We start from the raw sequence: 23482 nt of genomic DNA, 5'->3' as shown, positions 1-23482 counted from the left end.
CTGGGCGATCAGGCGGTCAGTTCTGGCGGATTTGTTCGAGTCGCCGGTCGAGGTCCACGCCGGGGTAGCGTTTGTGCAGGTTGTTGTACAACGCATCAGCGGCTTGCGACTGGCCGGATTCGCGCAGGCGCAGGACTTCGCGCAGTTGCGTGTCGAGGCCGTTGGCCGGGGCGGCGGCGCGTTTGCTGACTTTGGCTTCGTCGGCGCTGATTGCGCCGCTTTGCATCGGTGCAGCCATTTCCATCATCGGCGCCGGCGCGGGCATGGCGCCAGCGGGGGCTGCCAGCGACTGCGCTTCGGGGGCTTGTTTGCGCGCCAGTGGTGCGGCGGGTTTGGCGGCCGGGGCGAAGTCGAATCGAGGTTGCGGCTCCGGTGCACGTTGCACCAGCGACAGCATCAGGGCCACGCCGACCAGGCTGGCGAACGCGACCTGCCAACGGGGTTTCTGGCAGGCTTGCAGCCAACGTTGCCACAGGCTTGGCTTGGGTGCCGGGGCGGCGCGGTGGGCAGCGGCGAGAATCAGCGCATCGAGGTGCTCTGGCGGTTCGCCGGTGTGTTGCTCGCGGTAATGCCTGAGCAGTTGTTCTTCGGGTGTCTGGCGGGCGTCAGTCATGTCAGTACCTCCTCGGCCAGCAGCCGACGCAGTTTTTGCTGGGCGTAGCGCAAGCGGCTCTTGACGGTTTCCAGCGGTGTTTCGGTGAGGCTGGCGATTTGCGCCAGGTCGAGGTCGCCATGGGCGCGCAGCAGGAACACTTCGCGCTGATCGGCGGGCAGGGTTTGCAGGGCGCTTTCCAGGCGCTGGCTGTCGCGGCTGAGGTTCAGCAGTTGTTCGGGATCGTTGGTCTCGTCGCCAACCGCATGCAGCTGTTCGTCGTAGCTGTCATGCAGCGGCTGATGAGCACCGTGTTTGCGCCAGTGATCGATCAGGCGATTGCGCGCAATCTGGAACAGCCACGTACGAAACGTCGCCCTCCCCTGTGGCTGACTGGCGCTGCGGATCAGGCTCAGCCAGGTGTCCTGAAACACCTCGTCAGCCAGTTCCGGTTTGCCGCTCAATCCCAGCAGAAACCGATACAACCCCTGACGATGGCGGGCGTACAAAATCTCGAACGCCGCGCTGTCGCCGCCGCGATAACGCGCCAGCAGCGTTTCATCGCTGCTGGCGGCCGGGCTGTCTGACGAAGCAAACAGCTGACTGATGAAGCCTTTCAGACGGCTCACTATTCAATCCGTCGCTCAGTGGGCATCGCATTCGACGCGGTTGAGGTGCGCAGGCTCTGCGCCAGTTCCACCAGTTGCACGAACTCGTTGCGCAAGCCGAAACGGTCATCGCCGCGCGCACCACGGGCCAGCGCTTCGGTATCCTTGAGGCTGAAATCGCCGGTGTAACGACCATCCTTGAGTTGCTGGGAAAACGCCGCGACGGCAGCGGCAAAGCGCAGATCCTCGCTGGCCGGTGCGACCTGACTGGCAATCGGCCGCTCGATCAGCAGACTTTTCCCACCTTCGGGCTGTTGATAACGCACACGCAGCATCGCCAATTCCCCGTCCTTCGCCGCAACCGCCGCCTCCGATTTACCGTAGCGCAGCGGTTCCAGCCAGCCCCTCTCACCTGCCGGAACAATTTCATACAGCGCAGTCACCGTGTGTCCTGCGCCGACTTCACCGGCATCGACTTTGTCGTTGCTGAAGTCCTCACGCTTGAGCGCGCGGTTTTCGTAGCCGAGCAGGCGATATTCAGTGACCTGCGCCGGGTTGAATTCCACCTGCAGTTTGACGTTTTTCGCCACCACCGCGAGGGTCGAGCCCAGCTGATCCACCAACACTTTGCGCGCCTCGCGCAAGTTGTCGATGTAGGCGTAGTTGCCATCGCCGGCGTCGGCCAACTGCTCCATCAAGTGTTCATTGTAGTTATCCACACCGAAACCCAGGGTGGTCAGGGAAATCCCGGTCTTGCGTTTATCCACAGCCATTTGCTTGAGGCTGTCGAAGTCGCTGATGCCAACGTTGAAGTCACCGTCGGTGGCCAGCAGGATGCGGTTGATGCCCTTGGGGATAAACGCTTGCTGCGCCATTTGATAGGCCAGTTCGATGCCCGACGCGCCAGCGGTTGAACCGCCTGCGGTCAATTGCTCGATGGCGGTGCGAATTTTCGCTTTCTCGCGTCCGGAAGTCGGCTCCAGCACCACCCGGGATTCGCCGGCATACACCACCAGTGAGACCCGGTCTTGCTCGCGCAATTGATCGACCAGCAACTTCAGCGTGCTTTTGACCAGTGGCAGACCTTCGCGGCGATCCATCGAGCCGGACACATCCACCAGAAACACCAGATTCGCCGGCGCCAGTTCCGCCACGGCGCGGTCGGAGGTCTTGATGCCGATGCGCAGCAGGCGCGTGTGCGAGTTCCACGGGGTGGCGGCCAGTTCGGTGGTCACGCCAAATGGCGAATCATCGGTTGGCAACGCATAGTCGTAGGGAAAGTAATTGACCATTTCCTCCAGTCGCACCGCGCCTTCTGGCGGCAGACGCCCCTGATTGAGCAAACGCCGGACGTTGGCATAGGCGCCGGTGTCGACGTCGGCGCTGAAGGTCGAGACCGGGGACTCGGCGACGCTATGGATCGGGTTGTCGGCCAGCGCCTGATACTGCTCGCGCTGCTCGTCGCGGTAGCCCTGTGGATTACTGTCCGGGGCCGGCATCGCGGTGAAACTGGCGATCGGCGCCGCACGCGCACTGCGTTTGGCCATGGCGACATCGGCCATAACCGCTTCGTGCTGAATCGAAGCCTGCGGCTGGGCGGGCGCCGGGACGGCGGCCGACTCCGGATTGGAAGACACGCCGCAACCGGCGACGGCCAACAGCACACCGACCGCAACAGGTCGCAGGAAAGGCAGAGAACGGGACATGGGGGCTGACCTCGGGATGAAAGTGATCCATTCATCCTCTGAGACGGGCAACCCCTTCAGTTCGGGTTAAACGCCGCGGAAATTATTTTCAGCGGTGATAACGCCGCACCACACTGCTGTTACGCAGGACGTGGCCTTTGATCTTGTCCATCAGTTCGGCACGGGTCAGGCCGGCCGGCAAGGCGTCCGGGGCGAGGTCCAGGGCGTAGATCTGGATGATGTAGTGGTGAGCACTGTCGCCAACCGGTGGGCAAGGCCCGATGTAATTTGTAGTGCCTTTGCTGTTGGTACCGCCCACACCTTCGAGGTTGGACTTGGCGCCGACACCGGCCGGGATCTGCCGGGTAGTGGCCTTGATGCCGTAGTGAATCCAGTGATCGACACCCATGCCTTTCTGACCGTCCGGGTCATGCATGACGATCGCGTAGCTCTGGGTGGCGCTGGGGCCAGCGTTCCAGGCCAGCGCCGGCGACTGGTTCTTGCCGCCACAGCCGGCCGAATCGCTCGCTGCGGCCGAGGTGAACAGGCGATTGTCCGAGACTCCGGGGATGTCGAGGGTAAAGCGCTCGGCTGCCTGCGCCGGAAACTGCACGCAAAGGGCGACGGCAACGGCCGCCAGCCAAGGGTTGAGAGAGGTCAATCGGGTCATTCCGGGAGCACCTTGTGCAGTTGGGCCTTCGTCGGCCTGCAAACTATAGCTGTACCGTTGATGCTGTGGCAGTAGCAATTGGCTGAACCTCGCACTGTGCCGCAAACTCGTAAGAGAAATACCCGCGAGGAAGCCGATCATGTCCCTGCACCGTGTCGCCCTTTTCGCCGATGTTCCTGCAGACCGTGGCCTGCCAGTCGAAATCGGCGACTGCAAGATAGTTCTGCTGCGCGCAAACGGCCAGCTACGGGCCTTTCAGGGCGAATGCCCACATGCCGGCGCGCCGCTGGCTGACGGCGCGCTGTGTCACGGACGCCTGATCTGCCCGTGGCACAAGGCGGCGTTTCGCGCCGAAGACGGTGCATTGTGCGAACCGCCGGCCCTCGACAGCCTCAAGCGTTATCCGCTGGAGTTACGGGGCGAGGAGGTCTGGGTCGACGATCAACCGATGCCGGATGCGCATACACCGCCGGCAGATGATCCGCGCACGTTCGTGGTTGTCGGTGCGGGCGCAGCCGGTACCGCGTGTACGGCGGCACTGCGCGAGAAAGGTTTTGGTGGCCGAATCATCATGATCGACCGCGAACCGGACGCCGCTTACGACCGCACGGTGCTGAGCAAATTTGTCCTCGCCGGTGAGATGACCGCGCAGGACACCCCGCCACTGCGTGATGAAAATTTTTATAGAGAGCAGCGCATCGAACGCCGGCAAGGCGAAATCACTGCCCTCGATGCCTCAGCGCAAACCCTGCAGTTTGACGACGGCCAGTCCCTGCACTACGACGCGGCAGTGCTCGCCACCGGCGGCGCGCCCAACCCCCTGCTATTGCCCGGTGCCAATCTGCCGCAGGTGTTTGTCCTGCGCTCGAAAGCGCAGGCCGAACAGATCATGCGCGCGGCCAGACCCGAGCAGCGTGCGGTAATCATCGGCGACAGCTTCATCGCCCTCGAATGCGCCTCGGCCTTGCGCCAGTTCGGTCTCGACGTCACGGTCATCGCCCGCCACGTCATTCCGTTCGCCGCACAGTTTGGCGAAGCCGTGGGCAAGGCGATCCGTGCACTGCACGAGGCGCACGGGGTGAAATTCATCACCGATCACGAAGCCCGGGAAGTCACTGGCGACGGCAAGGTCGAGGCGGTGTTGCTGGACAACGGTTTGCGCGTGTCGGCGGATCTGGTGCTGGCGGGGGTCGGCGTGCATCCGGCCACCGAGGCATTTGCATCGCTGCCAAGGGAGAAAGACCAGTCGCTGCACGTCGATGCCGGCCTGCGCGTCTGCGCAGGGTTATGGGCGATTGGCGATATCGCCACCTTCACCCTGAACGGTCAGCCGCAACGCATTGAACACTGGCGTCTGGCACAGCAGCACGGGCGCATCGCCGCCGCCAACATGCTCGGCGCTGATGAGCATTATCTGGATGTGCCGTTTTTCTGGACCTGGCACTTCGGCAAGAACTACGACTACCTGGGCCATGCCAGTCAGTGGGATGAGGTCGAGTTCAAGGGCGAACCCGAACAGCCGCCCTTTATCGGCCTGTTCGGTCACAACGGCGTGGTGGTCGCCGCCGTGGCCTGTGAAGAAGAGCGGGCCATGGCGATGCTGGCCGAACGAATGAAGCAGCCGCTGCCCATGGAAGAGGCGTGGCGGCTGATTCGCGCGCTCAGCTAGGCCGATTCAGCGGATCACGGTTATCGTCGTCCTCGGCGTGCAGAAAGATCACCCGAGGGTGCTCCAGCGGCGCCAATGGAGGTGGTAACTCCGCCGCCCCCAGCGGACGGAAGTTCAGCACCACATGGCTGATATCACCGTCCTGATCGTTGTGAATGGTCATCACCCCAGGCGTGCGCAATGTCTGCAAACGCCCATCGCACAGGCGGAAACTCTTGCTCAGCCCTTCATCGTCCACCACTGGCGCCGGCAAACGGCGCTGGGCAAAGCTTCTGCTTTTGCGCTGTTGATAGCGAGCCCAGGCAATCAGGATCACCGCGTTGACCAGCGCCACCCACAGGTAGATGTGCAAGGTGCCCAGTGCTTCGAACGCCGAGTTGTCGATTCGCGGCCCACCGGCATGAGTGTCGATCAGCGGCCACAGCCCGCGTATCAGCAGAAACAGCAAGCCGACCCAGGCCAGCACGGTGAGGATCACATCGATCACGACCAGAAAGGGGCGCTGACGGGTCCGGATGATTTTCATTTGATGACCTCCTCTTCGTCGTCTCCCGCCGGTTTGATACCCCGGTCAGGGCTGACCCAACGCGCACGCTTCTGATGCTGCCCGAACAACACCTTGGGGAAGCTGACCAGCGTGGTCAGCAGGCTGATGAACCAGAACACCAACGGATACCAGACCACCCAGAACATGGTGCGCCCCAGGCCCGGTTCGTAGCGCCGATCAATGATGATGCTGACGGCAAACTGCACCAGACAGACGAACGCCAGCAGCAGCCCGGTGAACGCCGGCGGCATCAGATGGTGAACGGCAATGGCATCCGGCATGACCACGAACTTGCCCACCGCCCAGAAAATCACCGACAGCAGGAAGGTGAAAGCCCAACCGGTCGACAGGCAGTATTCGAACAGCAGCGGCCATAGGTAACGATGGCGGTACTGCCAGATCCCGCGAATGTTCTTGAACAGCACCTCGGCACCGCCCTGGGCCCAGCGCAGGCGCTGTTTCCACAGGCCGCCGAGGGTTTCCGGCATCAGGATCCAGCACAAGGCGCGCGGCTCGTAGAAGATGCTCCAGTGATCGAGTTGCAGCTTCCAGCTGATGTCGATGTCTTCGGTGATCATGTCCGGGCTCCAGTAGCCGACCCGGTTCAATGCGGTACGGCGGAACGCGACGATGACGCCGGAAACGGTGAAGATCCGTCCGAATACCCGCTGCGTGCGCTTGATCAGTCCGATGATCGAGGAGAACTCACCGACCTGCACCCGCCCGACCAGGGTCGAACGTGTGCGAATCCGTGGGTTGCCGGTCACCGCGCCAAGCCGCGCATTGTCGAGCATCGGCGCCACCAGATAGGCCGCGGTGTTCGGCGCCAGCAGCGCATCACCGTCGATGCACACCAGATATTCGCTACGTGCAGCGATGGCGCCCATGCGCAGGGCCACGGCCTTGCCCTGGTTTTCCGCCAGATGCAGGACCCGCAATCGTGGGTCTTCCTTGGCCAGCGCGTCCAGCACTTGCGCGGTGTTGTCCTTGGAGCCGTCGTTGATCGCAATGACTTCAATGTTCGGGTAATGCTGACCCAGCGCCGCGTGAATCGTGTCGGCGGCGTTGTCGCCTTCGTTGTAGCAAGGGATCAGGATCGAGATCAGCGGCTCGCCTTCCAGCGGCGGCGGCAGGGTGTCGTCCTTCCACGGCCAGTGGCGCTCCCAGTGCAGCCAGAAATACAGGCCGCCGGAAATCCACAGGCCGGACATGAACAACGGGTAGAAGAACACGAAGTCCATCAGGAACTGCCCGGTGACCAGAAAGATCAACCCCAGCGGCACGCCGAGGACGAGCGCCAGAACAAGCAGGGCTAACAGTCTATCCAGCATGTCATGGGTTCCATTTGTTGGAGAGCGCAGGCCTTACGGTTTTCAGGTCCGGCAGGTTGTCGAGGAAGTTGTCCGGGTAGTAACCGAAACTGTTCGCGCCCTGGCGCTTGAGCCGGCCCATCCAGTCGGCCAGTCGTGCGCCGTCAATGTCGGCCTGGTCCTTTTTCGTCCAGTCGCGGGCCTGCAGTTCGAACACCGTGTGATCCAGAGCACCGGGGCGCTGCTTGATCTTCGCCACCAGTTCTTCGAGCCACGGGCCGGATTGCGCCAGGGTCTGTTTCTCCATCAGCGGCATGGCCATCGGCGCCGTCCAGTCGTAGGTCACGAGGAAGTCGTCGAGGTTCTGTGCAAACCAGGCTTCGCTGTCGGGGTTGAGGATCGGTTCGGCAAAGATGTTGCGTGCGGTCTCCACCTGCGGGCCACGAATCGCCCGGACCTTGGCGGTCAGTTCATTGGTGAAATCGATCAGGTAGCGGCTCTTGAAGCGCGTCCAGCGCTGCATCGCTGCCGGATCATCGCGAAGCGCGGCAATCGACCCCGGCAAACCCTGCGCGGCATAGGCTTTCAAGGCCTGGGGGCTGGCGTCTTCGAAGTCCGAGAGCACCGCGTCGTCGTGGTAGAGAATGCCGTCGACCGAGGTCAGGCGCGCCACGTCTTCGTAGATTTCACCGATGATCCTCCGTACTTCCGGATCGAACGGCGACAGGCGCTGATACTGATCCGGATCGACCGCAGTGGTGCCAGTCTTCGGATCCCAGCGAGTCACACGCGGCAGTTTCGCATCGAGGCCAAAACTGAGCACCGGCATCCAGGCGAACACCTTCACATGGGCGCGGGTGCGCAGTTGCCAGGCGACGCGGTCGAAGATGTCGGCGCGTACTGGCAGGTGACGGTTGGGGAAGTACAGCGAGTGCACCAGACCGTCACCCTTCGGATCAGCGAAGGCCTGCAGGAACACGGTGTTGGCGCCCATGTCAGCCATGCGCTGGATCAGCTTGCCAAGGTTGATTTCCTGCTGCGCCGGGTCCGGGTCATAGACATTGTCCAGATCGACGTGGACCACGCGCATGGTGAAATCCGCCTGCGCCGCGACGATGCTGTTGGCGAAATGCTCGCCGTCAGGATCGGAGGCCACCAGGAAGCGCGGGCTGCTCATCAGGTTGTCGAGGGCGTCGAGACCGTCGTCCAGAGTCAGGGCCATTTCGTAGCCCTGCTCGCCGACCACCGCCAGCGAAGTGCCGTCCGCCGCGCCGTACGGCCAGACCCAGATGCGCGGTTTCTTGCCGGTGACCTTGCGGATCTTTTCCGAAATGGTCGCGACGTCGTTGCGGATCCGTGCACGGAAATCCTCTTCGGACTCGTAGCGCTTGGTGACCGGATCGTAGCGGCGGGTCGCCGCCGCCGGCTGCAGGTTGCCCTGCGGGTTGGCGAGGATGCCTTTGTGACTGGCGTCCGTGTGCGCGGCGATTTCCACCAGCCCCGACTGCGAGATTTCCCGCACCTGATCCCAGGTCAGGAAGTCGGTTCGTGCCCGTGGCGCGCCGGCGAAATCCACCGGTTGATTGAGCGGCGTGTCGATCCACACGCCGACCGGCGCCAGCAAGGCGTGCCAGTTGTAGGCGCGCAGCAGCGGCAGCACGCGGGTATAGAAGCTTGAGTAACCGTCGTCGAAGCTGAGCAGGATCGCCTTCGGTGGCAGTTCCGGGCCGCCTTTGCGCGCGGCCATGATCTGGTCGACGGTGACCGGTTTGTAGCCGTTCTCGCGCAGCCACGCGAGTTGCTCGATCATGCGCTCAGTGCGCACCGCCACCACGGCCTGATCGGGGTCACGGTCTTCGACGTCGTGATAGGCGATACCCAGCACATGGTTTTTCGGCCACGGCTTTTCATTGGCCGCTACCGGACGCTGCGACGGCGGCGCGAAGGCCGGAGCTTGCTGGGCGCAGGCGCTGACCAGCAGCACTCCCAGCAAAAGGATGAAACGCGTAATCAAAGGCATCTTCAAACTCTTCTAGAAGCGGAAAGTGAGGTCGACAAGCAGACGCAGATCGGTCTCCCGATCACCGTCGTAGGGCCGGTTGATCACACTGAACAAGCCGCCCACCTCGAACACGTCGTTCCAGGCATAACGCTGGCCGTAGCCGAGCATCGCCATGCCGCCGGTGCCGTGATCACGCTGGCTGTAGGTGCCCGCACCGGCCTGAAACTGCTGGCTCCACGAGGTTTCGTAACGGTGGTAGAGCACATGGTTGACGTTGACCGTCGGCATGACGCTGAAGTCCGACTTCGGGTTGAAGTACGGCACATCCTCGGAATTGGAGTTGTGGCTGGTACCGACTTCCAGACCGGCATCGACCTGCACGTTCGGCGCGCTGTAAACGCCCTCGCGTCCAGTCAGTAAAGCCTCGACGCGATTGTTGCCATCGCTGAAGTGCGACGGGCTGACCGACAGCCGCCACTCACGGCTCTCGTTGGCGCGCCAGCGGATGAACGCGTTGCCGCCATTGGCCTTGATGTCGCTGTTGAGGGCGCGCAATGGCGTCTCGGCCGACAGATAAGCGAAGCTGCCGCCGTACTGCCAGTGGTCATCGATGTCGCGGGCAATCGCGATGCGCGCGCCCTGCTTGGCGCCGTAACCGTAATCGTGGTTGGAGACTTCGGCTTGCAGGCTCATGTCGCGGGTGCGCCGTTCCAGGCCAACGCGCTGGAAACGGTCGGTGCCGGTGCCTTCGGCAAAGTCGCCGGTGGCATAGCCGGCGCCGACGAACACACGCCAGTCTTCATCGATCGGCGGGCTGTACAGGGTGCTCTGGATGCCGAAATCGCGGCTGCCACTGACCGCACCTGCACCACCGCTACCGCCGCCTCCATTGGCTTTGCCACCGTAGGCTTCGACGCGCAGTTCGGACATGTCGTGCACTTCGCGCTCACGGGCCGCGCGTTGTACCTGACGGTTGTCCGGGAAACGCTCGACCACGTCATCGGTCAGCGCATCCATCTGCCGCCATTCCTGCAAGGTCATCGCGGTGCGCGCCTGGGCCACCTCCAGACCCATGTCACGGGGCACCATGCTCTCGGTTTCCTTGAGCTGGTTTTCGGCGCGGCGTGGCCACTGACGGGCCAGATACAGGTCGGCCTGGGCCAGACGCAGGCCGACGTTGCCCGGCGCCTGATCGACCAGTGTCTGCAGGCGTTCCTCGCCGTGCGGCAGGTCGGAGCCGTAGGTGCCGGCCTGCGCCGCGAGTTGCTGGGCGTCCATCCATTCGTCATTGGGGTTGCCGATCGGCAGGCCCTTGAGCTCGACCCTTGGATTCTGGCTCTTGGCCAGATCCTCGGCGACTTTGCGCGCCTCTTCGGCGCGGTCGCTTTCCAGCAGCGAGTAGTACAACGCCGTGGAGTCTTCGAGGCGATCACCCACATCGGCATCCGGCGCTGACAGCACCTGACGATACAGGTCGGTGGCGATTTCCGGCTGGCGCTGATCCAGATACGACGCCGCGACCCACCGCAGGGCGTAGGTCGGAATCTTCACGCCTTCGGCTTGCAGCTTTTGATATTCGGTAATGACCTGGGCGGTGCGTGCCCGGGCCTTGAGCGCGCCCATGCGGTCGATGCGCCAGCGAATCACGTCATCGTGGGCGCTGGCATCCGGAGTCCAGGTGGCGAGCAATTTGTCGTAGTCGGCCAGCGCGCGATCAGCGATCACGTAGCGTTCCTTTTCGCTGCGGGCCGCGAACTCGGCCAGACGCACGCGCTCGGCGGCCAGATCGCCTTCGAGACGACGCAGGGTCACCGGGTCGATCAGCCCTGGCCGTTGATTGGCCAGGCGCAGCGCCGGTTCCGGCAGACGCGCCTTTTGCAGGGCGACCACGTATTCACGTGCGACTTCCGGCTTGCTGCCGGCGCGGATGAACGCCTGATCGTATTCAAACAGGGCGTCGTACTGCTTGCCGGCGCGGGTCAGGGCATAGCCCAGCGCGAGTCGACGGGAGGGATCATCCGGTTTGGCGGCAACCAGCGCCTTGGCGCGGGTCACGGCTTCGTCGGGTTTGCCCGAGTCCGCCTGAGTCAGGGCCAACCCCAGTTGCAGGTCGGGGTTGCCCGGCTCCAGCGCCAGGGCCTTGTTGTAGACCTGAGTCGCCTGATCCCAACGCTTGAGGTTGCGATAGGCGCGTGCGGTGGCGGTCAGTGCCTGCACCGGCAGCACCCGGTCACGGCCCTGGGTTTCATAGACCTGCACCACTTCGGCGTCGAGACCCGCCCAACTGGCGATCTGCAGGTGGTCGCTGATCTGGCCGGTGGTCGACTGGCCAGGCGGCACCTGACGCAGCACGTTCAGCGCCGGCGTGGTCTGCCCGGCACGGGCATCACGCACCATCTGATCATAGGGAGTATCGGCAAACGCCAATGCCGGCCAGAGCAACTGGCTGCACAGCGCAACGCGAAACAACGGGCGTAGACCACGATGTAAAACGGGAACATCAATACGCGGCATTCGTCAGCATCCTTACATGGCCAGCCGGGTCGCAATGCCCCCCTTGCCCATTCGTAACGGAGACTGAGCCAATAAAGACTCAGCCAAGCTTAGTCAGGCAGTCTTGCATGCAAGCGTAGTTGAATATCCCGATCACAATAATTGTTCAGAATCGTGGCGCCGGATCAGCCGGACACCAGACAGCAAAACGCCCGGCGTCTGCGGGATACAGAGGCCGGGCGTTGTTATTTAGAACGCAGTATTACTGCACTTGCGTGACGCCAGCGAACTTGCTCATCAGGAAGCCGACGAACTGCTCAACGGTCATCTTCTGGCCGTTGAATTCCACTTGATTGGCGGCGTAATGCAGTTTGGTCACGACATTGGTGCCGTCGATGGTCGCCAGCTGCGAGCCGACCGCCATGCCAGAGAACATGTCGGCACCGGCGCTCGCCTGGTCGACAATGGCTTTGGCGTCAGTCTGGCCGTCAAGTTGCGCCTGGACGCTGAGCAGATCGATCAGCATCGGCTTGGACACCTGGACATTCAGATCCAGCAGCGCGATCAACTGTTTGCCCAGTTGATCTGGCGGCAGGTCCATCGACGGCGGCTTGGTCAGGTCGATCACCAGACTGGCGCGGCTTTCACCATTGGCGGTCTTCAGCGACAGGTTTTCCAGCGCAACCTGTGGGCCGGCGCCCAGCAGTTTCTGCAGATCCGCCTTGACCTGCGCCGATTCGGCTTCGGTCAGGTTCAACTCCGGTGCCGGCAAGCCAGCTTCGGCAGCGGCCGCCGCTTCTTTCTCGTACGGCTGCAATTTGGTCTGGTAGATCTGCATCAGCGACATTGTCGACGGGATGTCGAGGTTCTTCAGGCTCATGGCCATGCTGGCCGAGCCGATTTTCTTGTCGTTGAGGGTCACTTCACTGACCTTGTAGTCGGCACGGCCAGAGGCGTTACTGCCGCTCTCTTCGGTGAGGTTCTTCATTTCGAAGTTCTTCACGCCGAGAACCGACTGCTTGGGACCGAAGGTGGTTTTGCTGCTGGTCAGCTCAAGAGTGTTTTCCCCGGTGTAGTAGCCGTAGCTGCTCTTGGTCAGGTTGCTGGCCAGGGTCAAACCGTTGAGTTCGACCTGCACCGGCGCCTGGTCTTGCGCCACGGTGACCAGCTTCAGGTTGTCCATGTAGCCGTCAGCCTTGACCTTCTGCGCCTGGGCACTGGCGGAGATGTTCAGGGTCAGGCCGGAGAATTTCAGGCTCGACTGCTCGTCCAGCGCAGTTTCCAGCGGCAGCAGTTCGACGCTGCTGGTGGTGGATTCGTCGTAGCCGATGTTGGTCACGCCTTTGAGCGGCGCGGCGCCCTTGGCGGCGGCAAACCATTTTTCAGTGGCCGGGTTCTTTTCCAGCTCGAAGTTGCTGGTGGCCATGACCGGCAGCCACTTCAGCGACACCAGACGCGAGAACGGCAGCGGGCCGTGCTCGATGTGGTCGACGAACAGCAGCTCGACCGGCGCGTCACCGAACATCTCGCCTTCGCCCTTGAGGCGGTAGTGCGCGGTGCTGGTGAAGGTGTGACGCTCCAGCGACACCAGTTCCAGCGATGCACTGCCATTGGAGCCGGCCATCGCGGTCTGCAGCTCTTTGTTGGCGTTGGTCACGGCGTTGTTCAGCACGCCTTCAATCTTGGTCCCGGTATACCAGGCCCCGCCGGCACTGATGGCGCCGATCGCTACAACAATCCCGAGAAGCACGCCTGCTGATTTATTCATGAATGACCTGATCAATGTCCGTGGCTGAAAGTGTGGTCGTCTTCCCTGAACCCGTGACCGGGTTGCGGCTCGACTCCGCTGAAATTAACGATGGAGATTAGCACTGGGTGCGCGAGACGGCCCAATGTTTAAAGGTTAAAGAGTGTCTATGGGGAGTGTGGACAGTCGACAGGCAGGGAGAGTTGCAGTGTTTTCAGGCCGTCTTCGCGAGCAGGCTCGCTCCCACAGGTACAGCGTTGTCCTTGTGGGAGCGAGCCTGCTCGCGAAGAGGTCAGTGAAGGCAATGCACATCAGGAATACTGGACCTCGATCTCATCGAGTTGATGATCAAAGCTCTTGAGCCGCGCCGTCCAGGTATACACCAGCACTTCAAAATCCCGATCGATCACCGCCCCGCCCGGCCCGTCGGCCCGGGGATCGCAGAAGTCCAGCTGATAACGTTCACGGGCCATGGCCGTGGCGACATCCGACAGTTCACGGGCGTTGTTGAGCCAGTGCCAGCCTTCATCGGCAATTTGCTTGTCGAGCTCCAGGCACTGTTTTTTCAGGGCTTCGAGGCTTTTTTCCAGCGGTGTGCCGGTGAGTTCGCCCATCACCTCGGCGAAGGTGCGCCCCGGTTGCCAGTAGCTGCCCCAGAAGTAGCGATCAAACACGGTTTCGACCCGGCGCAGGGCGACTTTGGTGTCCCAGATCAGCACCAGAGTCTTGCCTTGTTCAAGCTGCCGTTTCTTGACCCGCTGCACCTGGATCGACGCCCAGGCCACCACCACGATTGCCATCACCGCGATCAACGCGGTGGCGCTGTCGAGGAAAACCATGGCCTTGTCGATCTGGTGGGCCAGCATGATGCCGTAGAAATAGGTGGCCGATAGCAGCACCAGCGCTACCAGGGCGCACCAGAAGCCGAGAGCGTAAGGGTTTTTCATTATTGGTTTCCCCTAGACCAGCGCTAGCAATGTGCGCTGAAAGGGTGCGTTGCACGGGGCACCCTTTCAACACTTCAAAGCATAGCAACGGGTTCAGGGTTTGCTGGCGCTTGAGGCTTGCGTTCGTCCGCTTTCCCAACCGCCGCCCAGCGCGAGGAACAAATCGATCTGGCTCATGGCAACCTGAGTGTTGGCGGCGGCCAACTGCGCGGTGACATCGGTGTAGGTGCGGGTCGCCTGCAGGTCGGCGAGGAACGACTCACGCCCGGCCTGGAAGAAGCGGTGGGTCTGGTCGGCTGCCAGCTTCGCCGACTGCTCGGCATCGGCCAGTGCGTCGCGGCGTTGCAGCAGCGCGCTGTACTGGGCCAGACCGGTCTGGGTTTCGCGGATGGCGTTGAGCACCACGCCGTCAAAATGCGCCAGCGCGCCCTGGGTGTTGGCTTCAGCTTCGCGGATACGCGCGCGCGCACCGTTGGTCGGCACTTTCCAGCTCAGCGACGGACCGAAGCCCCAGCGATTGGTCGACGGATCGCCCAGGTCGGAAACAATGCCGACGGTGCCGATGGTCGCGCCGATGCTGATGTCCGGGTACAACTCGCCAGTGGCGATACCGATGCCGGCAGTGGCGGCGGCCAGCCGACGTTCGGCCTGACGCACATCGGGCCGGCGCTTGAGCAGTGCCGCACCGTCACCGACCGGCACCAGTTGAGCGATTTTCGGCAGTTCGGCGCAACTTGCGGTGCCGGCCGGCAGTTGATCGACCGGTTTGGCCAGCAGCATCGACAGGCGGAACAGCCCGGCCTGACGCGACGCTTCATAACGCGGCATATCGGCGCGCAACGACTTGAATTGGGTTTGCGAACGGGTGACCTGGGTTTCATCGCCACGCCCGGCATCGCGCAGGCGCTGGATCAGGGTGGTGCTTTGCGATTGCAGGTCGAGGGAGTGCTGGGCGATTTCCCGCTCTTCATTGGCGGCACACACCTGGGTGTAGGCCCGCACCACGTCCGCCACCAAGGTGATGCGCGCGGTATCGGCCGCCGCTTGCGTGGCATCGGCGTTGGCTTTCGCCGCTTCGATGCCGCGCTGCAACGTGCCCCACAGGTCGAACTGATAAGAAGCACTGATGCCGATGTCAGCAACGTTGGCCACCGGCACTTTTTCCGGCAGCAGGAACGCCTGACCGGATTCCTGCAAGCGCTGCGCGCCCATCTTCACGCCGCCGCTCCAGCCACCGGCCGCTTCAGCTTCATCGACCTGCGCGCGGGCCCGCGACAGGTTCGCCGCCGCCACCCGCAAGTCGGTGTTGGAAGCCATGGCCTGCTGCACCAGTTGGTCCAGACGCGGGTCCCGGTACAGGCGCCACCAGTCCGCCGGCACCGGCGCCGAAACCACTGGCTTGCCATCCACGGCCAGCTCGCCCTGCAAGTCTTTGCGCTGAACCGCCGCGTCTGCGGGCAGGTGATAGTCCGGCCCGACCATCTGACACGCCGAGAGCATCACGCCCAACCCGGCGATCATCAGGACCCTGTTCATTGCGCAGGCTCCTGCTTCTGGTCGTCGATGATCGAGACTGTAGCGGTACGTCCGGCGATCATTCGGAAGTCTTCCGGCACGTCGTCAAAGGCGATGCGCACCGGAATCCGCTGCGCCAGACGTACCCAGCTGAATGCCGGGTTGACGTTGGGCAGCAGGTTATTGCCGCTGGTACGGTCGCGGTCTTCGATACCGGCGACGATGCTTTCAACATGCCCGCGCAGCTTGGCTTTATCGCCGATCACGCGGATATCCACGGACTGGCCGACATGAATGCCGTCGAGTTTGGTTTCTTCGAAATAGCCGTCGATGTGAAACGAATTGCTGTCGACCACCGACAACACCGGACGCCCGGCGGTGACGAACTCCTGCACACGTGGCGCACGGTCGTTGACGTAGCCGTCCACCGGGCTGCGGATCACCGAGCGCTCGAGATTAAGCTGTGCGCTGTCCACCGACACCAGCGCTTCGGCCAAGGCCGATTGCGCCCGGGCGACTTTCGACTGGCTTTCTTCCAGCTGTTCGGCCGGCACCAGGTTGCCCAGGCCACGGTTACGCTTGGCTTCGCGCTGCGCCTGGGCGAGGGTTTCTTCGCGGTCGGCGACCGCTGCCTTGGCCTGACGCAGGGCCAGTTTGAAGCGGTCCTGGTCGATGCTGAACAGCACCTGGCCGCGCTTGATCAACTGGTTGTCCTTGACCTCGACCTGCTGGATCAGTCCGGACACGTCCGGGGCGATCTGGATGATGTCGGCGCGAATGTGGCCGTCGCGGGTCCACGGCGCAAACATGTAATACATCACCATGCGCCAGACGAGGACGACGGCGAAAGTCACGATCAGCAGGGTCAGTACCACGCGACCGATGGTCAGAAACGGTTTTTTCATGTCATCAGGTATCGACTGAGTGAGTCCACGCCATACAACAGCACAGCGTAGAGAGCCACGTTGAACAATGCCCGGTGCCAGACCAGACGGTAAAAGTGCAGACGCGTGAGCACGCCGTGCACCAGCAGAAACAACACATAGGTGATGCCCATCAGCACCAGCAGGGTCGGCAGGAAAATGCCGCTGATATCCAGATCACCGATCATAGGGGCGCTCCATCGGGCAGCGGTTCTTCGGCATCGCTCGTGCTGACAAATTCCACGCCGGGCAGCAGCGCCAGGCGCAAACCGCTCAAGGCATGCAACAGGTTTAGACGGGTTTCCTCGTCGCCGTGGCCTTTGAGCGCACGGCGCGCGCGGTCCATTGTCATCAATAAGGGACTCGGTGCCGGCAAGCGTTCGCCCGCCTTCAGACAAGCACGGAAATACTCGCCAACCTCGGCCACCACTTGTTGCAGCAAGGCATTCGGCGCGCCTTCGACACGCGGGGTGTAGGCCAGCAAATCCAGCAGGTTCAGGCCCACGCGCACTTCACGCATGGCAATCCCGGTGTCCTGACCGGTCATCGCCAGACGTGGCAGGTGCTGCATCAGACGGTCGAGCAACTGCACGCCCAACTGCCGGTGTTCGGCGAGGTTGGCCGGCTCGGTCATGTGCACGATGTCTTTCCAACTGAAGCGAGTCAGGCGCTTGGCCGCCAGCTCGACGCCGAACGGACGGGCAATCAGGGTCCAGATGAACGCGAACAACAAACCCATCGGGCCGGCCAGGTTGGAGTTCACGAAAGCGAAGAAGTCCGCGTCGTACGCGCCCTGAATGCTGATGAACGACGAGGTGTTGACCAGCGTCAGAAGCATGCCGAGGTAGAAGCGCGGCTGCACGGTCAGGGTGCCGACACAGATGAACGGGATCGCAAACGCCAGCACCAGCATCGGAAAATCGTGCAGGTTCGGCAGAATCAGAAACAGATAGAGACTGGCGAACAGCACCGACATCCCGGTCCAGAAAAAGAACCGGTAGATCTGCGGCGCCGGGTCGTCCATCGAGGCAAAGAAACTGCAGGCCACCGCCGCCAGAATCACCGCACTGCCGCCGTCCGGCCAGCCGAGCAGAATCCACAACGTCGAGGCAACGATGATCGCCAGAATGGTCGAGGCCACCGAATACAGCATCATCCCGCGGTCGAGAAATGGCGTCAGCCGCCCCAGGCGCCAGTGCCGGTACACCGCGCGCCAGCTGTCCTGCCGCTCGCACAGAATCGCGTCCTGCAGGCTGCGACAGTCCTGCCACAGATCGATGAATTCACCGAGGCGATAAATCGAGTTGGAGAACAGCAATTGCTTGCGGTCTTCCAGCGCCTCGCAGCTCGGCTGCAAGGCCTGAAGCTGATCCTTGAGAGCCTGCCAACGCGCCAGATCGGCGTCTTTATGGCCGAGCCACTCACGGGTTGCCGCCAGCAGCGGCGCAAACTTTTCCACCAGTTCCGGCGTGCGCCGCTCAAGGGCATAGAGCGAGTCTTCAAGGGCGTCGATCACCGGCAACAGGTGGATCATCCGTCCGCGCAGCTCCTTGGTGTTGCGCACGGTTTGCGGCCGGGAGCCTTCGTGGGGCAACTGGCCGATCATCAATTCCAGGCTGTTGAAACTGGCAACCATGGCCATGCGCAGGGCCGTGACTTGCTCCGGCTGAACATCGCGGCTGAGAAATTTCAGGCTGTACGTGGTGGCATCGGCGAACCACTTGCCCACCGCGTCGTTGAACACCGGCGCCAGCCGCCGCGGCCAGAACATCGCGCCGATCACCGCCGCCACGGCGATGCCAAGGAAAATCTCTTCGGTGCGCGCTTCCGCCACATCCCACACCGCCAGTGGGTTATCCACCGTCGGCAAGGCAATCAGCGGCAGGGTGTAGCCGGCCAGCATCAGCGCGTAGTTATTGGCAGTACGCAGGTGCAACGACAGGAACAGCAAGATCCCCGTCCACAAGGCGATGACCACCACCAGCACATACGGACTCTGCACGAACATCGGCACAAACAGCACTGCCGCCGCCGCCCCGAGAAAAGTACCGATGGCGCGGTACAGCGCCTTTGAACTGGTCGGGCCGAGAAACGGGCTGGAGACGATATACACCGTGGCCATCGCCCAATACGGACGCGGCATCTGCATGAGCAAGGCGATGTACAGCGCGATCATCGACGCTGCAAAGGTACGGACCCCGTAGAACCAGTCCCGGGCCGGAGGAATGCCGGAGAAAAAACCGTTCAAGAATTGATCACCACAGGCGGATTGGCCGCCTCAAAAGCTCTCAGTACCCGAAGCGTAGCTTCCAGATCACTCCGGTCGATGCCTTCAAGCACTTCATGACGCAGACGGACCAGTTCGACTTCCACCGCCTGCACCAGCTCGCGGCCAGTGTCGGTCAGGCTCAAGCACTTGGCTCGGCGATCCTGCGCATCTTCGGTGCGACAGACATATCCGGCGTGGCACAACTGATCGAGCAGGCGCACCAGAGACGGACTCTCCATCCCGGCCGCCTGCGCCACCTGCACCTGGCGAACGCCCTCACCCAGCCGCCCGATCATCAACAACGGCACGGCGCAGGCTTCGGAGATGCCGTAGTTGACCAGCGTGGTCTGGCAGATCTTGCGCCAGTGCCTGGCGGCCACCACCATGGCACTGCTGATGTTCATCTGGAGAGCGTCGAGGGGATTCGGCACGGGGAAATGCACACTGTTAGCTTGCTAACTATCAATATCGCATTGGCGGGGAATTTCAGTCAAGTTTTGAAACAAATCTTCATTCAGGCGTTTCAGCACCTCTTTACGCATCGCGCCCCTTACGCAGCAGCACATTCAACTGATCCACCACCTCCGCCCAATCTGCATCATCAAGAATCTCGCTGCGCAAAAAATCCGCCTGGCTTTTGGTCCAGAAGAACGCGTCCGCCAGGTGCAGTTCGGGTTTGAGTGGCGAGTGGGTGGCGATGAATTGCTCGATGCTGGTCGGGTCGCTGCTCAGGCCGAGTTGGTCGAACAGGGACGGCAGGCTATGGCTTGGCTGCTCCATTGGAGGACTCCTTCAAAAAATCGGTGCGAGGAAGATTCGCGAACAAGCCCGCTCCCACAGGGGATTGCGGTGAACCTGTGGGAGCGGGCTTGCTCGCGAAGGCGTCAGTGACAACACCACACCCCTATTGACTCAACTCCCGCACCTGCGCATGCGGCACCATTCTCAGGAACTCGGGCATGCTCATGTGCAGCAGATAGTTGTGGTTGCCGGCTTCCAGGTAGATGTCTTTCTGCCGGGTCAGCAGCGGATCGATGACCATGTCCAGACCATAGGAATCACCCAGCGGCGGCACCGCGCCGCGTTCGCAGTCATCGAAGATATGCGCCAGATTGCTTTCCCGGGTGATCTGCCATTCACCGTTGCTGCGCACTTTGCTCAAGTCCAGGTGCCGGCTGGCCGGCAGCACGGCCATCAGGTAATGCCCGTGGTGGTCGTCGAGGATCACCGATTTGGCTACCCGTTCGGCGGGCACCCCGCTAACCCGTGCGGTTTCCAGGCTGCTGGCCGAGTGTCGGTGGGCCACGACGTCATATTCACAGTGCGCCCGGTTCAGGCTGCTCTGTACTTTTTTTGCCATACGCATGATGCACCTCGGTGTCACGCTGACCGTTGTTGCTGTTCTGCTGAGTCTAGTTCGGCATGCCGCTGGCGACGGGAAATCCGCTCACCGGACACATCCGCTCATTGATCAAAATTCATCCAGCGCCAGGCTCAACTAGACTTAAAGAACCACCCCAGGACTCTCCCGGAGGGTCACGTGAACAGCCGATGTTGTGCGTTTGCCTTGTTACTGCTGCTCAGCGGCTCAGCCCTCGCGGCGGATGTCCCGCTGACGGCGGTGAATCCGGTCGGCCTGTGGCTGATCACGCTCGGCATTGCCTTTCTGATCGCCGAAGCCGCGCTGCCCAACTACGGGGTGATTGGCCTCGGCGGGATCATCATGTTCGTCATCGGCGCGCTGATTCTGGGCAACGCCGAGTTGCCGGTGCCGATGATCATCGGCCTTGGCCTGATCAGCGCCCTGCTGCTGATCGCCTTGATCGTCCGTGCCTTGAAAACCCGCCCCCGCCACGCTGTCAGCGGTGATGCCGGGCTGGTCGGCAGCGTGACGGCGGTGACCACCGTGCAAACGGAAAACGCTCACAGCGGCTGGGTGCAATTGCAGGGCGAACATTGGCAAGTGCACAGCACGACACCGCTGCACACCGGGCAATCGGTGCGCGTAGTCGGACGAAATGGCTTATTGCTGAAAGTCGCCGCGACTGACGCGGTGCGACACGGAGAGTGATCATGGGTCTGCAAATCGGTTTTGTTGCACTGCTGCTGTTGGTCATCGCCCTGGCCGGGTCGACGTTCCGCATCCTGCGTGAGTACGAGCGCGGCGTGGTGTTCCAGCTCGGACGCTTCTGGCAGGTCAAGGGGCCGGGGCTGATCCTGCTGATTCCGGTGGTGCAGCAAATGGTCCGGGTCGACCTGCGCACCGTCGTCCTCGATGTGCCGCCGCAGGATGTGATCACCCGCGACAACGTCTCGGTGAAGGTCAACGCAGTGCTGTATTTCCGCGTGCTCGACCCGCAGAAGGCGATCATTCAGGTCGAAGACTTTCTCTCGGCCACCAGCCAACTGGCGCAGACCACCCTGCGCGCGGTGCTCGGCAAACATGAACTGGATGAACTGCTGGCCGAGCGCGAGCAGTTGAATATCGATATCCAACAAGTGCTCGATGCCCAGACCGACGCGTGGGGCATCAAGGTCGCCAACGTCGAGATCAAGCACGTCGACCTCAACGAGTCGATGGTGCGCGCCATTGCCAAACAGGCTGAAGCCGAACGCGAGCGCCGGGCCAAGGTGATCCACGCCGAAGGCGAACTGCAGGCCTCGGAAAAACTCATGCAGGCCGCCGAAATGCTCGGCCGCCAGCCCGGTGCCATGCAGTTGCGCTACATGCAGACCTTGAGTTCGATTGCCGGCGACAAGAGCTCGACCATTGTCTTTCCGTTGCCGATCGAGTTGCTTAAGGGGATGGCGGACCTGTCGGGCAAGACTTGAGCCTGCGCAGGCCAGCGATCATCCACCCGATTTTTCGGCGCTTGGCACCCTCACATACAGGCGGGCAAAAGCGCCTCCGGCATGGACATCGCTCTGCCGCTGCCAGCCCTCGGGCAACGCTGCAAACTCATTCGACTCATCCAGTGTGCCGATCAGCCAGACCCGATTGCTGCCCTTGGACACGTCTGCGAGTTGATCGAGGTAAACCTCCTCGCTGACCAGCGTGCCGAACCCGTAAGCGTTGGGACGCGTGGAGCGCCCGTCCGGCGCAGGTGGCGTGTACAGGCGGACCTGCGCGTCGGTGCGGTTGTAGTAGATGTAACTGAGGTACCACATCATGTCGCTGGTGACGATCCGGTCACCCTCAGTGAAGTGCCGGTTGACGTAGTCGACCACTACGCTGAACTGATCATTGCTGTCGACCGTGGCGTTGTTCTTCACGCCCACCAACTCGACGCCGACGAACAGCACCAGAATCGCCAGCGCCAGCACGCGAAAGCCTGTGTACAAGCGATCGACCGCCAGCGCCACCAGCATCGGCAGCCCCAGCGCGTAGACCGTCACGTAACGTTCGATGAACACCGGCGAGATGAACGACACGCCAAACACCAGCAGAATCGGCACCACGCTGTAGGACAGCAGCAACAGGCTACCGCGAAACACACTGCGATCACGACGCAGGCCAACGACGATCACTGCCGCCAGCGCCACTGGCAAGAGCCAGAACAGCCACGCCGGCAGGGTTAAACCATCGTCCTGAATCAGCAACGACCAGACCATCGACGGCAACGAAACGAGGGTCACCGGGTCTTCCCAGCCGATGTCGTTACTGGCCTTGAGCTCCGGGACGTGCTGCAGCAGATCAAGCAGGTTGGGCACCCACGGCAGGTAAAGCAACGCGATGCTCAGGTTGGCCAGCCACCAGCCCGGGCGCTGGATATGCCGCAGCCGATACCCCGGCTGCACGCGCACCACCGCCAGGTACAGCCAATGGCTGATCACGCAGAGCACGGTGAAGTAATGGGTATAAAACGCTACCGTCATCAGCAGCGCATAGGCCACCAGATAGCGATGCCGCCGCGGTTGGCGGACCCAGTAGATCAGCGCAATCGTCGCCCCGATCAGCCACATGCCGAGCAGCGAATACATGCGCACTTCCTGGCTGTAGCGCACCGCGGTGGGCAACAGCGCCAGCAGCAGCCCGGCCAACAACGCGGCGCGGCGGGTGGCGAGCAGATCCACCAGCCACACGCCGAGGCCGACGGTGACGATCCCCGGCAACGCGCTCATCAGGCGAATGGACAGGATGCCGTCCCCGAACAGGCCGATCCAGCCGTGCAGCAACATGAAATACAGCGGCGGATGCACGTCATGGGCCGCATGCCCCCAGATCTCGGCCAGCGGAAACTGGCTCAGCAGGACACTGGAGCCTTCATCGAACCAGATCGCCGCCGCCGTCAGGTCGTAAAAACGCACCACCGCCGCCAGCAGCATGATCGGCAACAGCCAGTGCTCTCTGGCCCAGCGAATCAGGCGCAGGGCAACCAACCATGCCCCCGGGACCGCACGTGGATCCTGCGTGTCGCCAACCGGCGTTTCTCTGTGTGCCGCCATTGCATCCTCTTGCTGTGCCGGAATGTCTCGAACGGAAGGTCCCGAACCTGCCGTCACTT

General features: G+C 62.4%; 21 protein-coding genes. 3 read left to right on the top strand and 18 right to left on the bottom strand.

Annotated features, from left to right (window positions below; all coding sequences use genetic code 11):
• Nucleotides 1–16 precede the first annotated feature (16 nt).
• From QMK55_RS14380 to QMK55_RS14365, 4 genes are all read right to left on the bottom strand, one after another.
• Nucleotides 17–613, bottom strand: a complete 597-nt coding sequence (locus tag QMK55_RS14380; protein WP_320329413.1) for a hypothetical protein — start codon at nt 611–613, stop codon at nt 17–19.
• Nucleotides 610–1191 carry an RNA polymerase sigma factor gene (locus QMK55_RS14375; RefSeq protein WP_320330257.1) on the bottom strand — a complete coding sequence of 194 codons (582 nt, stop codon included), beginning with the start codon at nt 1189–1191 and terminating at the stop codon, nt 610–612. Before QMK55_RS14375 ends, QMK55_RS14380 begins: the two co-directional genes overlap by 4 nt.
• 29 nt (nt 1192–1220) lie before the next feature.
• Nucleotides 1221–2906, bottom strand: a complete 1686-nt coding sequence (locus QMK55_RS14370) for a VWA domain-containing protein (RefSeq protein ID WP_320329412.1) — start codon at nt 2904–2906, stop codon at nt 1221–1223.
• Nucleotides 2907–2994: 88 nt separating this feature from the next.
• On the bottom strand, nt 2995–3555 hold the full coding sequence (locus QMK55_RS14365; protein WP_102354742.1) for a YbhB/YbcL family Raf kinase inhibitor-like protein: 561 nt from the start codon (nt 3553–3555) through the stop codon (nt 2995–2997).
• 139 nt (nt 3556–3694) lie between these two features.
• On the opposite strand from QMK55_RS14365, the gene QMK55_RS14360 reads away from it, so the two are divergent.
• A complete protein-coding gene (locus tag QMK55_RS14360; protein ID WP_102354743.1) occupies nt 3695–5224 on the top strand; it encodes an FAD-dependent oxidoreductase in 1530 nt (509 codons plus the stop codon).
• Here the strand turns inward: QMK55_RS14360 and pgaD are convergent.
• The 13 genes from pgaD to QMK55_RS14295 all read right to left on the bottom strand — a co-directional run bounded on the left by pgaD (nt 5217) and on the right by QMK55_RS14295 (nt 20343).
• Nucleotides 5217–5750, bottom strand: a complete 534-nt coding sequence (gene pgaD / locus QMK55_RS14355; RefSeq protein WP_102354744.1) for a poly-beta-1,6-N-acetyl-D-glucosamine biosynthesis protein PgaD — start codon at nt 5748–5750, stop codon at nt 5217–5219. The two genes, QMK55_RS14360 and pgaD, sit on opposite strands and share 8 nt — an antisense overlap.
• A complete protein-coding gene (pgaC, locus tag QMK55_RS14350) occupies nt 5747–7102 on the bottom strand; it encodes a poly-beta-1,6-N-acetyl-D-glucosamine synthase (RefSeq protein WP_102354745.1) in 1356 nt (451 codons plus the stop codon). Before pgaC ends, pgaD begins: the two co-directional genes overlap by 4 nt.
• Nucleotide 7103: 1 nt before the next feature.
• The gene (pgaB, locus tag QMK55_RS14345) at nt 7104–9101 is read right to left on the bottom strand and encodes a poly-beta-1,6-N-acetyl-D-glucosamine N-deacetylase PgaB (RefSeq protein WP_102354746.1); all 1998 of its coding nucleotides are present in this window, start codon (nt 9099–9101) and stop codon (nt 7104–7106) included.
• A gap of 12 nt (nt 9102–9113) precedes the next feature.
• A complete protein-coding gene (gene pgaA, locus QMK55_RS14340) occupies nt 9114–11597 on the bottom strand; it encodes a poly-beta-1,6 N-acetyl-D-glucosamine export porin PgaA (protein ID WP_320329411.1) in 2484 nt (827 codons plus the stop codon).
• Nucleotides 11598–11838: 241 nt separating this feature from the next.
• Nucleotides 11839–13344 (bottom strand): YdgA family protein, encoded by a 1506-nt coding sequence (locus QMK55_RS14335; RefSeq protein ID WP_102354748.1) that lies wholly within the window; start codon nt 13342–13344, stop codon nt 11839–11841.
• Nucleotides 13345–13634: 290 nt separating this feature from the next.
• On the bottom strand, nt 13635–14270 hold the full coding sequence (locus QMK55_RS14330; RefSeq protein WP_025113416.1) for a hypothetical protein: 636 nt from the start codon (nt 14268–14270) through the stop codon (nt 13635–13637).
• Between the two features lie 93 nt (nt 14271–14363).
• Entirely contained in the window at nt 14364–15806 is a 1443-nt protein-coding gene (locus tag QMK55_RS14325) for an efflux transporter outer membrane subunit (protein WP_102354749.1), read from the bottom strand.
• Nucleotides 15803–16690, bottom strand: coding sequence for an HlyD family secretion protein (locus tag QMK55_RS14320; protein WP_102354750.1), 888 nt, complete (start codon nt 16688–16690; stop codon nt 15803–15805). Before QMK55_RS14320 ends, QMK55_RS14325 begins: the two co-directional genes overlap by 4 nt.
• Nucleotides 16687–16896: a DUF1656 domain-containing protein gene (locus QMK55_RS14315; protein WP_027611129.1), complete on the bottom strand. Its 210-nt coding sequence runs from the start codon at nt 16894–16896 to the stop codon at nt 16687–16689. Before QMK55_RS14315 ends, QMK55_RS14320 begins: the two co-directional genes overlap by 4 nt.
• Nucleotides 16893–18956 carry an FUSC family protein gene (locus QMK55_RS14310; protein WP_102354751.1) on the bottom strand — a complete coding sequence of 688 codons (2064 nt, stop codon included), beginning with the start codon at nt 18954–18956 and terminating at the stop codon, nt 16893–16895. Before QMK55_RS14310 ends, QMK55_RS14315 begins: the two co-directional genes overlap by 4 nt.
• Nucleotides 18953–19381, bottom strand: a complete 429-nt coding sequence (locus QMK55_RS14305) for a MarR family winged helix-turn-helix transcriptional regulator (RefSeq protein ID WP_320329410.1) — start codon at nt 19379–19381, stop codon at nt 18953–18955. The genes QMK55_RS14310 and QMK55_RS14305 overlap by 4 nt, the downstream gene beginning before the upstream one ends.
• Nucleotides 19382–19511: 130 nt before the next feature.
• Nucleotides 19512–19757, bottom strand: coding sequence for a DUF2789 domain-containing protein (locus QMK55_RS14300; protein ID WP_320329409.1), 246 nt, complete (start codon nt 19755–19757; stop codon nt 19512–19514).
• Nucleotides 19758–19881: 124 nt separating this feature from the next.
• Nucleotides 19882–20343 carry an aminoacyl-tRNA deacylase gene (locus QMK55_RS14295; protein ID WP_102354753.1) on the bottom strand — a complete coding sequence of 154 codons (462 nt, stop codon included), beginning with the start codon at nt 20341–20343 and terminating at the stop codon, nt 19882–19884.
• A gap of 174 nt (nt 20344–20517) precedes the next feature.
• Between QMK55_RS14295 and QMK55_RS14290 the strand changes: the two genes are divergently transcribed.
• Nucleotides 20518–21048, top strand: a complete 531-nt coding sequence (locus tag QMK55_RS14290) for an NfeD family protein (RefSeq protein WP_320329408.1) — start codon at nt 20518–20520, stop codon at nt 21046–21048.
• Between the two features lie 2 nt (nt 21049–21050).
• Entirely contained in the window at nt 21051–21809 is a 759-nt protein-coding gene (locus tag QMK55_RS14285; RefSeq protein ID WP_041070974.1) for a slipin family protein, read from the top strand.
• An 18-nt stretch (nt 21810–21827) separates the two neighbouring features.
• Here the strand turns inward: QMK55_RS14285 and QMK55_RS14280 are convergent, their stop codons facing one another.
• Nucleotides 21828–23423, bottom strand: a complete 1596-nt coding sequence (locus tag QMK55_RS14280) for a glycosyltransferase family 39 protein (RefSeq protein ID WP_320329407.1) — start codon at nt 23421–23423, stop codon at nt 21828–21830.
• Nucleotides 23424–23482: the final 59 nt, after the last annotated feature.

The organism is Pseudomonas sp. P8_229, from assembly GCF_034008635.1.
Taxonomy (GTDB): domain Bacteria; phylum Pseudomonadota; class Gammaproteobacteria; order Pseudomonadales; family Pseudomonadaceae; genus Aquipseudomonas.
Note: the sequence above shows the minus strand (reverse complement) of the source record. Positions and strands in the feature narration are given on the sequence as shown.

Coding starts and splice junctions, on each gene's coding strand:
- QMK55_RS14335 (WP_102354748.1), bottom strand. CDS start 13,344: ATGAATAAATCAGCAGGCGTGCTTCTCGGGATTGTTGTAGCGATCGGC.
- QMK55_RS14360 (WP_102354743.1), top strand. CDS start 3,695: ATGTCCCTGCACCGTGTCGCCCTTTTCGCCGATGTTCCTGCAGACCGT.
- pgaA (WP_320329411.1), bottom strand. CDS start 11,597: ATGCCGCGTATTGATGTTCCCGTTTTACATCGTGGTCTACGCCCGTTG.
- QMK55_RS14320 (WP_102354750.1), bottom strand. CDS start 16,690: ATGAAAAAACCGTTTCTGACCATCGGTCGCGTGGTACTGACCCTGCTG.
- QMK55_RS14300 (WP_320329409.1), bottom strand. CDS start 19,757: ATGGAGCAGCCAAGCCATAGCCTGCCGTCCCTGTTCGACCAACTCGGC.
- pgaB (WP_102354746.1), bottom strand. CDS start 9,101: ATGCCTTTGATTACGCGTTTCATCCTTTTGCTGGGAGTGCTGCTGGTC.
- pgaD (WP_102354744.1), bottom strand. CDS start 5,750: ATGAAAATCATCCGGACCCGTCAGCGCCCCTTTCTGGTCGTGATCGAT.
- QMK55_RS14285 (WP_041070974.1), top strand. CDS start 21,051: ATGGGTCTGCAAATCGGTTTTGTTGCACTGCTGCTGTTGGTCATCGCC.
- QMK55_RS14380 (WP_320329413.1), bottom strand. CDS start 613: ATGACTGACGCCCGCCAGACACCCGAAGAACAACTGCTCAGGCATTAC.
- QMK55_RS14365 (WP_102354742.1), bottom strand. CDS start 3,555: ATGACCCGATTGACCTCTCTCAACCCTTGGCTGGCGGCCGTTGCCGTC.
- QMK55_RS14295 (WP_102354753.1), bottom strand. CDS start 20,343: ATGCGTATGGCAAAAAAAGTACAGAGCAGCCTGAACCGGGCGCACTGT.
- QMK55_RS14280 (WP_320329407.1), bottom strand. CDS start 23,423: ATGGCGGCACACAGAGAAACGCCGGTTGGCGACACGCAGGATCCACGT.
- QMK55_RS14305 (WP_320329410.1), bottom strand. CDS start 19,381: ATGAACATCAGCAGTGCCATGGTGGTGGCCGCCAGGCACTGGCGCAAG.
- QMK55_RS14370 (WP_320329412.1), bottom strand. CDS start 2,906: ATGTCCCGTTCTCTGCCTTTCCTGCGACCTGTTGCGGTCGGTGTGCTG.
- QMK55_RS14315 (WP_027611129.1), bottom strand. CDS start 16,896: ATGATCGGTGATCTGGATATCAGCGGCATTTTCCTGCCGACCCTGCTG.
- QMK55_RS14330 (WP_025113416.1), bottom strand. CDS start 14,270: ATGAAAAACCCTTACGCTCTCGGCTTCTGGTGCGCCCTGGTAGCGCTG.
- pgaC (WP_102354745.1), bottom strand. CDS start 7,102: ATGCTGGATAGACTGTTAGCCCTGCTTGTTCTGGCGCTCGTCCTCGGC.
- QMK55_RS14325 (WP_102354749.1), bottom strand. CDS start 15,806: ATGAACAGGGTCCTGATGATCGCCGGGTTGGGCGTGATGCTCTCGGCG.